The sequence below is a fragment of the Campylobacter concisus genome (genome assembly GCF_003048875.2).
Lineage (GTDB): Bacteria > Campylobacterota > Campylobacteria > Campylobacterales > Campylobacteraceae > Campylobacter_A > Campylobacter_A concisus_AU.
Genome location: NZ_CP049264.1, coordinates 1,005,375 through 1,018,913, shown reverse-complemented (window position 1 = coordinate 1,018,913; position 13,539 = coordinate 1,005,375). Strand labels below are relative to the sequence as shown.

The following is a 13,539-nucleotide window of genomic DNA, read 5'->3' as shown; positions in this document are numbered from 1 at the left end:
AGCATAAAATGAGCGTTAATTTAGAAAAAAACGAATTTAGAAAAAATGCAAGAGCAAATTTGATAAAGCTCACTAAATTTAGAGCAAAATGCACGCATCACAAGGCAGCAAAAACACTTTTAAATTTGATAAATTACACAAATTCTAAAAAGGTTCTCTTTTACCTGCCGCTTAACTACGAAGTCGATGTGCTTAAAATAAGACGAAATTTATCACATAAATGTGAAATTTTTGCCCCTTTTATGGTAGGTCTTAGCTTAGAGATGGTAAGATTGCGACTGCCATTTATAACTTATAAATTTAATGTCAGACAGCCATCTGGCAAAAAAATGGATAATGTTAAACTCGATATGGCGGTAGTTCCAGCGATTGGGGTTGATGGAGCTATGGCAAGAATAGGGCACGGAAAAGGATTTTACGATAGATTTTTTGACACTTTGCCCGTTAAGCCAAAACTGATAGTTTTCTTAGAGGTAAAAGACTTCTACACCAAAGATGTGCTCTCAAAGGCGCACGATGCGGTAGCAGACTTTTATATAACCCCAAGCAAAAATTATATAAAAAGAGGAATAAATGATAGAGGTTTTAATAGGCTTAGGAGCCGGTGTGGTGGGCGTTGGAGCAGGGTATCTCTATGCCAAAAAGATAAATGATGCAAACTACAACATATTTTTAGAGCAGGCAAAAGCAAAGGCAAAAGCTATCGAGTATGAAGCTGAGCTAACGCTTAAAAACTCTAAAATTTCAGTGCAAGAGGCTGAATTTGAGGCTAAAAAAAGATACGACGACAAGACGACAAAGCTTCAAAAAGAGTATGCAAGTAAATTTGATGAGCTGACCAAAAAAGAGAAAATTTTGCTAAATGAGCAAGAGCTTTTAAATGAGAGCAAAGAGCTTTTTGAAAAAGATAAGCAAGATGCAAAGGTCACTTACGAAGAGGGTTTAAATTTAAAAGCGACTTATCAAAACAAAGTAGAAGAGGCGATAAGAGTGCTTGAGCACGCTGCTGGCTTAACGGAGGAGGAGGCAAAAGAGGTCGTGCTTAAAAAGGTCGAAGAGAAGTCGCGCGCCGACATCGCTCATATCGTTAGAAAATACGAAGAAGAGGCAAAAAGAGAGGCTAAAAAGAGGGTTAATTATATCTTGGCGCAGGCTACGTCAAGATTTGCTGGAGAATTTGCGGCTGAGCGTCTAATAAACGTCGTAAATATCAAAAACGATGAGCTAAAAGGTAGGATCATCGGTAAAGAGGGACGTAATATAAAAACCCTTGAAATGGTGCTTGGCGTTGATATCATTATCGATGACACGCCTCACGCGATCATACTAAGTAGCTTTAACCTTTACAGGCGTGCGATCGCAACAAGAGTGATCGAGCTTTTGGTGGAGGACGGCAGAATTCAGCCAGCAAGGATAGAAGATCTTCACAAAAAAGTGACTGAAGAATTTGAGCAAAGCATACAAGAAGAGGGCGAGAACATCGTCATAGATCTTGGTCTAAATAAAATTCATCCAGAGATAGTAAAACTAATAGGCAAGCTTAAATTTAGAGCAAGCTACGGTCAAAACGCCCTTGCTCATAGCCTCGAAGTAGCTCACCTTGCTGGCATCATCGCAGCTGAGTGTGGTGGAGATGAGAAGCTAGCAAAAAGAGCTGGCATACTTCACGATATCGGCAAAGCGCTAACTCACGAGTATGAGGGCAGCCACGTCGATCTTGGAGCTGAAATTTGCAAACGCTATAAAGAGCATCCAGTCGTCATCAACGCGATCTATGCTCACCACGGACACGAAGAGGCTACAAGTATAGAAAGTGCTGCTGTTTGCGCAGCTGACGCACTAAGCGCAGCTCGTCCAGGGGCAAGACGTGAGGTGCTTGAGAGCTTCTTAAAACGTGTCGAAGAGATCGAAAACATCGCAAAAAGCAAAGAGGGCATCAAACAAGCCTATGCGATAAACGCTGGCCGTGAGATCCGCGTCATCGCAAATGCTAAACTTATAAATGACGATGAGGCGGTGCTTGTGGCAAAAGAGATCGCTCAAGAGATCGAGAGCAAAGTGCAGTATCCTGGTGAGATAAAAGTAAGCGTCATCAGAGAGACTCGCGCTGTTGATTTTGCGAAATAACGGCAAGATATGAAATTTCTTTTATCATTAATAATGTTTTTCTCGCTTGGCTTTGCTAGCGAGGAGCTCGTGCTAGACTCGGCAAATTCGTTTATAACGACGATGAGAGGTGCTAGAAACGCTCCTATAAAAGAGCTCATCGAGCAGTCAAAAGCGACGATCATCTTTCCAAGTGTAAAAAAAGTCGGTTTTGTGGTCGGTGGCATGGGCGGAGATGGCATCATGGTCGTTGGCAACATCAACTCGCCAAGTGAAATTTTGCCAGTTAGTATAAGTGGCGGCAGCATCGGCATACAGCTTGGCTATGAAGATAGCTCGCTTGTGCTATTTATATTTAAAGATAGCATCATCTACGACATAAAAGACGCCAAGATCACGCTTGATACGAAGCTTTCAGTGGCATTTGGCGATATTGGACGCAATTATAATAAAGTAAGCGACTTTAAATTTTCAAGCGACATCTACGCGTATGCTGCAAATGATGGATTTTTCGCTGGAGCTAGCTTTGGCGGAGCAGTGATTAGCGCAAAGGATGAAATTTTAAAACAAAGTGGCTACGCATACGAGCAACTAATATCTTCAGCTTCTAAACTTTTGGGGCAATGATGCAAGATATTATAAACTCAATCTCAACTTACGGCTACATCGTGCTATTTTTTTACAGCCTTGGTGGTGGCATGGTAGCGCTTATCGCCGCTGGGATATTAAGCTTTGCTGGTAAAATGGACATCTCTCTTAGCATAATCGTCGCTGCCGTGGCAAATACGATCGGCGATACTTTGATCTTTTACGTCGCAAGGTTTAATAAAAGCTCACTTATGCCTTATGTAAAAAATCACAAAAGAAAGCTTGCCTACGCTGGAATTTTGGCAAAGAAGCACGGCGATAAGATAATATTTATCAAAAAATTTATCTACGGCGTCAAAACTTTGGTGCCTATCGCACTTGGGCTTACAAAATACTCTTTTTATAAATTTAGTGTTATAAATTTGATCTCTTCAGTGCTTTGGGCGGTGATCGTAGGTCTTGCTAGCTATAAAACAGGGGATTATTTTATGAGTGTGAGCAATTATCTTGGCGAGCATGGCTATATCATGCCACTTGCCATGGTTGGCTTGTTATTAGGTATCTGGTTATTTTTACAACACATTACAAAAAGGAGAAAAGCATGAAAAAGGTGATATCTGCTCTAATCGTAGTTATCGTGATCGTTGCAGGCGCTGTTTATTTCGCCTCAAACAAGGTCGAGGAGAACTATCAAAGGATAGTTGATAGACTAAATGATGTGAATGGCTTTAAAGTTTCAGAAAATAGCTATCAAAAAGGCTTTTTTGGCTCAAAAGGATCGTTTGATCTTATCGTTTCAAAGGATCTTTTGAAAAATTTAGCCGGCAAAGATGTAGATGAGGATCTAAATTTTAAGGTAGAAAATGAAATTTCTCACTCAGTGCTTGCATTTGTAAATGGCTTTGATATCGACTCAAAAATTTCTATACAAAATGAGGCTATAAAAAATATCGTAGCTTCATTTCTTGGATCAAACGTCGTCGCAACGGCAAAAACAAAGGCTAGCGTGAGTGGTGATAAAGATGTAAATGTTAAATTTAGTGATATCGACTTTAGCGACAAGCAAACTATGAACGTTCATACAAAGGATGTGAAATTTGGCTTGAAACTGGACGCAAAAGATAATGTAAATAGCGCAAACTTGGGTCTTGAGAAAGTTTCATTAAAAGATCTTAATGAAGAAAATAAAGCAGAAGTTAATCTTGAAGGCGTCGATATAGATACAAGCTACACTGTGCCAGTTGAAATTTCAAAGATATTTGAGAGCAAACTAGCCCCTTACATAGCAAAAGCTAAGATTAAAAAACTAGCATTATTAGATGAAAAGGATGGCAATGTTGCTTTAGATGATCTTGAGTATAGCTCGAAATTTGAAGTCTCAAATGATCTTGGTAGCTCAAATGATGTAGTGAAGATAGGTGCAGTTGCTGTTAATAAAGTGAAATTTACAGATTTTATCTTAGATAGCAAGATAGCAAATATCAACGTGCCAACTATAAATAATATACTTGATAGACTAAGTAATGTAAATGTTGATACAAATGAGAGCATCTTTGCTGGGTTAAATTTGGACGAAGTAATGGGTCAAATTTTAGAGAAAAATCCAAGCGTGAAAGTGGATACATTAAGCTTTAAAAATGGCAATAATGCGATAAATTTAAAACTAGATGCTGCTATCAATGGCTTTAAAAGCGGAGAAAGTCAGCTTGCGATCTTTGATAAGCTATCACTTAATGGTGAGCTAAGCGTGGATGAGACTTTGGCTAAATTTTTTGATACGCTCTTCCCTGAAATGACTCTTATCGAGCCAACACTTATATCTGCTGGATATTTAAAAGAAGATGGCAAAAAAGTAGTAAGTAAATTTAAGTACGATCCAAATAAAAAAGATATTATTTTTAATGAAAAGGTTGGACTTCAAAATTTATTTATGGGCTTTTAAAAAATAGCCTAATTTTTATCTACTTTTAAGCATCACTTCTATATACTTCACTTTCTGTTTTGCAGAACGCAGAGCAGAAAGTTCTTTTAACTTACAATTGTTAAACTATTAGTCAATCTTTGAAATCTAAACAAGTGATCGATTGAGCCAGTCTATTATGATTAAATAATAGATTAGACAAACTAATATAAAAACTAAAAGTTTTTTTGATTAAAAACTTCATAATAAAAATCCTATCTATTAGATAGGTAATTAATATGGAGAGTTTGATCCTGGCTCAGAGTGAACGCTGGCGGCGTGCCTAATACATGCAAGTCGAACGGACAAGTAAGAGCTTGCTCTTATGAGTTAGTGGCGCACGGGTGAGTAATGTATAGCTAATCTGCCCTACACTAGAGGACAACAGTTGGAAACGACTGCTAATACTCTATACTCCTCTCTAGCATAAGTTAGATAGGGAAAGTTTTTCGGTGTAGGATGAGGCTATATTGTATCAGCTAGTTGGTGAGGTAATGGCTCACCAAGGCTATGACGCATAACTGGTCTGAGAGGATGATCAGTCACACTGGAACTGAGACACGGTCCAGACTCCTACGGGAGGCAGCAGTAGGGAATATTGCTCAATGGGGGAAACCCTGAAGCAGCAACGCCGCGTGGAGGATGACACTTTTCGGAGCGTAAACTCCTTTTGTTAGGGAAGAACAATGACGGTACCTAACGAATAAGCACCGGCTAACTCCGTGCCAGCAGCCGCGGTAATACGGAGGGTGCAAGCGTTACTCGGAATCACTGGGCGTAAAGGACGCGTAGGCGGATTATCAAGTCTCTTGTGAAATCCTATGGCTTAACCATAGAACTGCTTGGGAAACTGATAATCTAGAGTGAGGGAGAGGCAGATGGAATTGGTGGTGTAGGGGTAAAATCCGTAGAGATCACCAGGAATACCCATTGCGAAGGCGATCTGCTGGAACTCAACTGACGCTAATGCGTGAAAGCGTGGGGAGCAAACAGGATTAGATACCCTGGTAGTCCACGCCCTAAACGATGTATACTAGTTGTTGCTAAGCTAGTCTTGGCAGTAATGCACCTAACGGATTAAGTATACCGCCTGGGGAGTACGGTCGCAAGATTAAAACTCAAAGGAATAGACGGGGACCCGCACAAGCGGTGGAGCATGTGGTTTAATTCGAAGATACGCGAAGAACCTTACCCGGACTTGATATCTAACAAATCATCTAGAGATAGAAGAGTGTCTGCTTGCAGAAATGTTAAGACAGGTGCTGCACGGCTGTCGTCAGCTCGTGTCGTGAGATGTTGGGTTAAGTCCCGCAACGAGCGCAACCCACGTCATTAGTTGCTAACAGTTCGGCTGAGCACTCTAATGAGACTGCCTTCGTAAGGAGGAGGAAGGTGTGGACGACGTCAAGTCATCATGGCCCTTATGTCCGGGGCGACACACGTGCTACAATGGCATATACAATGAGAAGCAATATCGCGAGATGGAGCAAATCTATAAAATATGTCCCAGTTCGGATTGGAGTCTGCAACTCGACTCCATGAAGCCGGAATCGCTAGTAATCGTAGATCAGCCATGCTACGGTGAATACGTTCCCGGGTCTTGTACTCACCGCCCGTCACACCATGGGAGTTGATTTCACTCGAAGCCGGAATACTAAATTAGTTACCGTCCACAGTGGAATCAGCGACTGGGGTGAAGTCGTAACAAGGTAACCGTAGGAGAACCTGCGGTTGGATCACCTCCTTTCTAGAGTACATATAGATATTCTCTCACAAGATATCTATAAGAAAGATATTCTCAATCATCCTTGTTTAGTTTTGAAAGATTGATAGACCTATAGGGGCCTATAGCTCAGCTGGTTAGAGTGCACCCCTGATAAGGGTGAGGTCACAAGTTCAAGTCTTGTTAGGCCCACCAGAGAATTTAATTGGGGAATTAGCTCAGCTGGGAGAGCGCCTGCTTTGCACGCAGGAGGTCAGCGGTTCGATCCCGCTATTCTCCACCATAAAATAGTTTAACACTAAAAGTCTATATTAAGTGTTTTTAAAAACATTTACTTTAGACTTTTAAACGTCTTAATCTTTATTGATTACGAAGTTGCCGAAAGCAACTTTGTGCTTTAGGGGTTTCCAAAGGGTGTAACTCTTTGGTCGTAAAGACTAGCTTGCTAGTCTGCGAAGTCTAAATGTTCTTTTAATTAATATTGTTAATAGTCACAAGCAAGTTTTAAAAACAATTTTACAGGACTTGTTAAAGATTTAAATTTCTATTCTCTTTGCATTTAATGCAAAAGTTTGACATCACAATCTATTTAGGATTTAAAACTTATCTAAATAGTAGTCAATGCTTTCCGTCTTGAGAGTTAGAATTTAAATGTAGTAACATAAAGTTATCTTTAACAAGGAAGTGATGCGAATTAGAATAATCTAATATAGAAAAGGTAAGCTACAAAGAGCAAGTGGTGGATGCCTTGGCTAGTAGAGGCGATGAAAGACGTGCCAGGCTGCGATAAGTCTCGGGGAGCCGTCAAGGGGCTTTGATCCGGGAATTTCTGAATGGGGCAACCCAACTAATAGAGATATTAGTTACCGTATAACGGAGCGAACGAGGGGAATTGAAACATCTTAGTACCCTCAGGAAAAGAAATCAAAAGAGATTACGCTAGTAGCGGCGAGCGAACGCGTAAGAGGGCAAACCACTAGTTTACTAGTGGGGTTGTAGGACTGCATTATAGACTAAACTTAGCTAATAGAACAACCTGGAAAGGTTAGGCACAGAGGGTGATACCCCCGTATATGAAAGCTTTGTTTTACTTAGCAGTATCCTGAGTAGGGCGGAACACGTGATATTCTGTCTGAAGCTGGGTAGACCACTATCCAACCCTAAATACTACTACTAGACCGATAGTGCACAAGTACCGTGAGGGAAAGGTGAAAAGAACTGAGGTGATCAGAGTGAAATAGAACCTGAAACCATTTGCTTACAATCATTCAGAGCCCTATGATTTATCAGGGTGATGGACTGCCTTTTGCATAATGAGCCTGCGAGTTGTGATGTCTGGCGAGGTTAAGGAAACCCGGAGCCGTAGCGAAAGCGAGTCTTAATAGGGCGTTTAGTCAGACGTTGCAGACCCGAAACGATGTGATCTATCCATGAGCAGGTTGAAACCGGTGTAAGAGCCGGTGGAGGACCGAACCCGCTAGCGTTGAAAAGCTATGGGATGACTTGTGGATAGGGGTGAAAGGCCAATCAAACATCGTGATAGCTGGTTCTCTCCGAAATATATTTAGGTATAGCGTCATGTAGTAATACTAGGGGGTAGAGCACTGAATGGGCTAGGGCATACACCAATGTACCAAACCCTATCAAACTCCGAATACCTAGTGTATAATCATGGCAGTCAGGCGGCGAGTGATAAAATCCGTCGTCGAGAGGGGAACAACCCAGACTAACAGCTAAGGTCCCTAAATCTCATTTAAGTGGAAAACGATGTGGAGTTACTTAAACAACCAGGAGGTTGGCTTAGAAGCAGCCATCCTTTAAAGAAAGCGTAATAGCTCACTGGTCTAGTGATTCTGCGCGGAAAATATAACGGGGCTAAAATGAGTACCGAAGCTTTAGACTTAGTTTTACTAAGTGGTAGGAGAGCGTTGTATTTGCGTTGAAGGTATACCGGTAAGGAGTGCTGGAGCGAATACAAGTGAGCATGCAGGCATGAGTAGCGATAATTGGGGTGAGAATCCCCAACGCCGTAAACCCAAGGTTTCCTACGCGATGCTCGTCATCGTAGGGTTAGCCGGGTCCTAAGCAAAGTCCGAAAGGGGTATGCGATGGAAAATTGGTTAATATTCCAATGCCAACTATAATGTGCGATGGAAGGACGCTTAGAGTTAGAGGAGCCAGCGGATGGAATAGCTGGTCCATGTGTGTAGGTTGGAATTCAGGCAAATCCGAATTCCTTTAAGCTGAGGCAAGTGGGTGCGTGAAATTCTTCGGAATAGATCGTATATTCTTGATACTGTCGAGCCAAGAAAAGTTTCTAAGTTTAGTTATAGTTGCCCGTACCGTAAACCGACACAGGTGGGTGGGATGAGTATTCTAAGGCGCGTGGAAGAACTCTCTTCAAGGAACTCTGCAAAATAGCACCGTATCTTCGGTATAAGGTGTGCCTAACTTTGTGAAGGATTTACTCCGTAAGCATTGAAGGTTACAACAAAGAGTCCCTCCCGACTGTTTACCAAAAACACAGCACTCTGCTAACTCGTAAGAGGATGTATAGGGTGTGACGCCTGCCCGGTGCTCGAAGGTTAATTGATGACGTTAGCTCTGCGAAGCGTTTGATCGAAGCCCGAGTAAACGGCGGCCGTAACTATAACGGTCCTAAGGTAGCGAAATTCCTTGTCGATTAAATATCGACCTGCATGAATGGCGTAACGAGATGGGAGCTGTCTCGAAGAGGGATCCAGTGAAATTGTAGTGGAGGTGAAAATTCCTCCTACCCGCGGCAAGACGGAAAGACCCCGTGGACCTTTACTACAGCTTGACACTGCTATTGGGATAAAAATGTGCAGGATAGGCGGGAGGCTTTGATCCATAGACGCCAGTTTATGGTGAGCCATTGTTGAGATACCGCTCTTTTTTATTCTGATAGCTAACTAGCTTGAGTTATCCTCAAGTAGGACAATGTCTGGTGGGTAGTTTGACTGGGGCGGTCGCCTCCCAAAATGTAACGGAGGCTTACAAAGGTTGGCTCAGAACGGTTGGAAATCGTTCGTAGAGTATAAAGGCATAAGCCAGCTTAACTGCGAGACATACACGTCAAGCAGAGACGAAAGTCGGTCTTAGTGATCCGGTGGTTCTGTGTGGAAGGGCCATCGCTCAAAGGATAAAAGGTACCCCGGGGATAACAGGCTGATCTCCCCCAAGAGCTCACATCGACGGGGAGGTTTGGCACCTCGATGTCGGCTCATCGCATCCTGGGGCTGGAGCAGGTCCCAAGGGTATGGCTGTTCGCCATTTAAAGCGGTACGCGAGCTGGGTTCAGAACGTCGTGAGACAGTTCGGTCCCTATCTGCCGTGGGCGTAAGAAGATTGAGGAGAGTTGACCCTAGTACGAGAGGACCGGGTCGAACCAACCACTGGTGTACGAGTTGTCCTGCCAAGGGCACCGCTCGGTAGCTATGTTGGGATGTGATAACTGCTGAAAGCATCTAAGCAGGAAGCCAACTCCAAGATGAATCTTCTTTTAAGAGCTCATATAGACTATGTGTTTGATAGGCTGGGTGTGTAATGGATGAAAGTCCTTTAGCTGACCAGTACTAATAGCTCGTCTGCTTATCTTTTAATAAGCATCACTTCCTTGTTAAGGATAAAAACTTAATAAGATATGTTTTTACAAAACTTTGTTTATGACTTTTAACTTTATCTTGTAGTGTTAAATAAGAGATTTATCTAGTATATCTTTTATTTAACACTGCCCGTGACTATACAGACGAGGAAACGCCTTGCTCCATCTCGAACCAAGAAGCTAAGCTCGTCCTGGCTGATGATACTCTCCCTTACTGGGATGTTGGAAAAGTAGGTCGTTGCGGGCTTTGTTTTATCTGCTTTAATTTCATATTATTAATCCTGGTTTTTATTAGTGTTATTTCTTGTCTAAGTATAAAATATTAAATTTTCTTTTTTTAATTAGGTTTTATTGATTAAATGTAGTAAATTTTTTTATATTTGTTTTTATGTTGTTGGGTTTATTTGTCTTTTTAATTTTAGTTTTTATCAATTTTTAAATTCTTTAGGCTGAATCTAACTTAAGGTTTTTTCTAAAAAATAAAGACATGGCAAAGGTTGAACCATAAACAAGTGTTATGATTGATTAATTTTTTATATTAAAGCTGCAATGTATATATCTTTATAAAATTTGATATAAAATTTTTTAGAATTTTAACAAAGTTTTTATTTTTTTAAATGAGTTGTAAAGCTTAAAAACCCAAAGCTTAAACTACTTGATGCGATAGACATGAGTGGAGATAAGGTTCTATGATATAAACAAGGATCAAAAATTTCTCTATGCAAGAGAGCTTTTAAATTTCAAAGAAAAAAGAGGTATAGACGTCTTAGAACTTATGCAAAAGATAGATAAGAAGCAAATTTTAAATAAGATGGCTTGATGAATAAAGCAAGAGCTAGGATCATTCTCTATCTTGTCGTAGGATAACTTAGCAGCAACTTGTACTAAATACAAATATGAAGCTAAACCTTTTTATCGACAACTTTTTTACCATTTTCTTCAAGTTTTTGCATGATACGAAGCACATCTATACCTCGTTCTCTCTCAAGTTTTTGAAGCTTGAGCAAATATGAAAATTTCTCATCCTTAGTGATATCATAAGTTTCAGTATTTTTGCTATGTCCCTGAATATGCTTAAAGGATTCTTCTTTTATGCCATTTGAATCTGGCTCATTGTTTTTATTATTTAAAATTCTTTCAGCTTCTTCATTCATAGCATCTACTTGTGCGAAAAAGTCTTCATTACTCTTTTCTAGCTTCTCTGCCATCCTTGCTCTATCTTGTAGCCAGCGTTCTTTAAATTCACTGATACTAAGATCAGCTGAGTTTAACAACTCATCACTAATATCATCAGATATCATTGGCATAAAATCGCCCGTCTTGCTCTCTTGTATAAAACGTAACAAAGAATTTGCTTCATCCTTGCTTATCGAGCTATCAAGTCCTGTTGCTTTACCCCAAATGGTTATCCTACCATCAGATGCAATGCCACTCATGTAGTTTCCAAAAATGCGCTGTAAAGCGCTATTTGCTACAACGTTATTGCTATCATCGTTTATTTTATTTTTATCAGGTTGTTGCTCTGCTTTTGCTTGTATATTTTTCTCTTCCACTCCAGCTGGCTCATACCTCATATTTTGATATGTAAATCCATTTACACTGCTTATCATATTTAAAAGCCTTTTGTGTTTCTTAATTGGTAAATCGTCTTTTAAACAATTTAGTTTATATATAGCCTATCTCTACACAAAAGTCTTGCTGATAGAGCTTATCCTCTCACTCCAAGAATTTGCTAGAGAATTTATATCCTCTCTAGTTGGCTTAAATTTCTCATATTCGTTTGAGGTAACACTTTCTGCGCTAGTGTTCTTTGATCTTGCATACATTAAAAGGGTTAGCTCTTTAAGTCTTTCTTTTATGAGCGCTTTTATGCTCTCACTATCTTTACCCACTTTTTCAAAATCCACAAAATACTCTTTATGCTCTCCAGTGCTTGAGATATCATTTAAGGCAGCACTGCTTAGCTTAGTCTTTGCACTATCACTTGGTAGCGGTCTAGAGCTGCGCAAAAATCCCATGAAAAGAGCCTCTTTGCTGTAACCTTCATCTGACTTATAAAAAGAGATATCAGGATTAAAACTAAACTCATCACCTGCCTCGCTCATCGTAAAATCAACCTCTTTTACTATGAGCCTAACGCCTGCACTTGATAGCTCTTTGCTTAGAGACTTAGCGCTATTTAGCTCATCAGTGCTAGAGTAGATGTTTGAGATAGTAGAGTTAGATAGATCTTTTAGCAAATGTCCTTTGGCATCATAGTGAGTGCCTTTTGTGCTGTAGCCTTTTGGTAGTTTGCCTATATCTGCAAGGGTGTAGCTCTTTTTATCATCGCCTAAAGCAGACGTCATTTGGTTAAATAGTCTGTAGTAGTGCTTTATGGTATCAGCCATATCGATGTTATCAAAGATCTTTATCTGCTCGTCCTTGCTCTTGATGCGGTTTAGCACATGGTTGCGCTCGGCAAATCTACTAAGCTCATCAAGCGTGCTTTTATGGATTTTAAAATCTTGTGGCAAGCCTGCTGCTTTGTTAAAATCAGCTCCCATAAAGCCAGCCTTATCTACTGTGTAGCCATAAGCTTGAAGTTCGTTAAAATTTAAAGAGATGAGGCTGTTTTGTGAAGAAGTGGTATAAGTAAATTTAGCAGGTTCTTGGTTTGGCTCACTAATCTTTTCTTTGGCATTTTGCTTCAAGATATCACTAAAATTTAAAGATCTATCTTGTTTGTGTTGTTGTTTAGTATATGAATTTACATTTGTGCTTAAGATGCTAATATCGTTCATGGCTTGCCTCCTAGCTTATTGCATATTTTAAAGCAAAAGGCATTCCAGCAAATTTGATATTAAAAGAGTGTGGGGAGATATGTCCCCACAAAAAATGTTATTTATTTTTTATCTTCGGCTACTTCTTCGCAAGCTACTTTATAGCGGTATTTGCACGCTAGCTCTAGGTAGCTTTTTTGAGTGGCTGCATCGTTTTTCTCGCCGTAAAAGTCAGCTAACTTATAGCAAGCAAGACCAAATCTTTGCTCGCATGATTTTGCAAACAGCTCATTTGCTTTGCTTTGCATTTTTGGGTCATCTTCGTAGTATTCGCCAAGCTCAAAGCAAGCTTTTGGCGTGCCAAGATCGCATGATTTAGTTAGTGATTTTACAATCGTTTCATTGTCTTTTTTTGAGTTGATTGATTTTGAGTTTAGTAAAACCGCAAGTCTATAGCAACCCCTTTTATCGCCTAGATCGCAAGCTTTTTGATAGTACATGACACCTTTGTTGATGTCTCTTCTGGCATATGTTTTACCAAGCTTTAAACACCAAACAGCTTCATTATTTGCGCATTTTTGCTCGATCCTAGCTATCTTTTCAGCTCTACCGCAACCCGAGATAAACAAGATCGCAACAGCAGTTAGAATAAAATTTTTAAACACATTTACTCCTTTATCGTTAAAAATTTATTTAACTGCATTATAAAATCATATAACTTAGATTAAAATTTAAAAATGAGCAGAAAGGTAAATTTGCCCCAAGAGGGACAAAT

At 40.1% G+C, this 13,539-nt stretch carries 8 protein-coding genes, 2 tRNA genes, 3 rRNA genes and 1 pseudogene; 11 read left to right on the top strand and 3 right to left on the bottom strand.

The genetic code is table 11. From position 1 onward, the window contains the following. The first annotated feature begins 8 nt into the window (after nucleotides 1-8). From CVT07_RS05085 to CVT07_RS05035, 11 genes and pseudogenes are all read left to right on the top strand, one after another. The gene (locus CVT07_RS05085) at nucleotides 9-653 is read left to right on the top strand and encodes a 5-formyltetrahydrofolate cyclo-ligase (RefSeq protein ID WP_107937742.1); all 645 of its coding nucleotides are present in this window, start codon (nucleotides 9-11) and stop codon (nucleotides 651-653) included. Beyond that, nucleotides 574-2,127 (top strand): ribonuclease Y, encoded by a 1,554-nt coding sequence (gene rny / locus CVT07_RS05080; RefSeq protein WP_107937744.1) that lies wholly within the window; start codon nucleotides 574-576, stop codon nucleotides 2,125-2,127. The genes CVT07_RS05085 and rny overlap by 80 nt, the downstream gene beginning before the upstream one ends. Nucleotides 2,128-2,136: 9 nt before the next feature. Further along, nucleotides 2,137-2,733 (top strand): lipid-binding SYLF domain-containing protein, encoded by a 597-nt coding sequence (locus CVT07_RS05075; protein WP_021085236.1) that lies wholly within the window; start codon nucleotides 2,137-2,139, stop codon nucleotides 2,731-2,733. Beyond that, nucleotides 2,733-3,299, top strand: a complete 567-nt coding sequence (locus CVT07_RS05070; protein ID WP_021088480.1) for a DedA family protein — start codon at nucleotides 2,733-2,735, stop codon at nucleotides 3,297-3,299. The genes CVT07_RS05075 and CVT07_RS05070 overlap by 1 nt, the downstream gene beginning before the upstream one ends. After that, entirely contained in the window at nucleotides 3,296-4,636 is a 1,341-nt protein-coding gene (locus CVT07_RS05065) for a DUF945 family protein (protein WP_021088504.1), read from the top strand. Before CVT07_RS05070 ends, CVT07_RS05065 begins: the two co-directional genes overlap by 4 nt. Before the next feature lie 254 nt (nucleotides 4,637-4,890). Then, nucleotides 4,891-6,401 (top strand): 16S ribosomal RNA (locus CVT07_RS05060). A gap of 94 nt (nucleotides 6,402-6,495) precedes the next feature. Continuing rightward, nucleotides 6,496-6,572, top strand: a tRNA-Ile gene (locus CVT07_RS05055). Nucleotides 6,573-6,584: 12 nt separating this feature from the next. Beyond that, nucleotides 6,585-6,660: transfer RNA gene (locus tag CVT07_RS05050), tRNA-Ala, on the top strand. 433 nt (nucleotides 6,661-7,093) lie between these two features. Beyond that, nucleotides 7,094-9,997: ribosomal RNA gene (locus tag CVT07_RS05045) — 23S ribosomal RNA — on the top strand. A gap of 133 nt (nucleotides 9,998-10,130) precedes the next feature. Beyond that, nucleotides 10,131-10,249, top strand: a 5S ribosomal RNA gene (rrf, locus tag CVT07_RS05040). Together the 16S, 23S and 5S rRNA genes with 2 tRNA genes alongside form the textbook arrangement of a ribosomal RNA operon. Nucleotides 10,250-10,690: 441 nt before the next feature. Next, nucleotides 10,691-10,822, top strand: a pseudogene (locus tag CVT07_RS05035) (cell surface protein); the annotation flags it as partial. A gap of 82 nt (nucleotides 10,823-10,904) precedes the next feature. Here CVT07_RS05035 and CVT07_RS05030 read toward each other — a convergent pair. From CVT07_RS05030 to CVT07_RS05020, 3 genes are all read right to left on the bottom strand, one after another. Next, on the bottom strand, nucleotides 10,905-11,612 hold the full coding sequence (locus tag CVT07_RS05030) for a hypothetical protein (RefSeq protein ID WP_107937610.1): 708 nt from the start codon (nucleotides 11,610-11,612) through the stop codon (nucleotides 10,905-10,907). A gap of 72 nt (nucleotides 11,613-11,684) precedes the next feature. Further along, entirely contained in the window at nucleotides 11,685-12,785 is a 1,101-nt protein-coding gene (locus CVT07_RS05025; RefSeq protein WP_230855743.1) for a Cj0814 family flagellar-dependent secreted protein, read from the bottom strand. A gap of 101 nt (nucleotides 12,786-12,886) precedes the next feature. Beyond that, a complete protein-coding gene (locus CVT07_RS05020; protein WP_012001841.1) occupies nucleotides 12,887-13,429 on the bottom strand; it encodes a tetratricopeptide repeat protein in 543 nt (180 codons plus the stop codon). Nucleotides 13,430-13,539 lie beyond the last annotated feature (110 nt).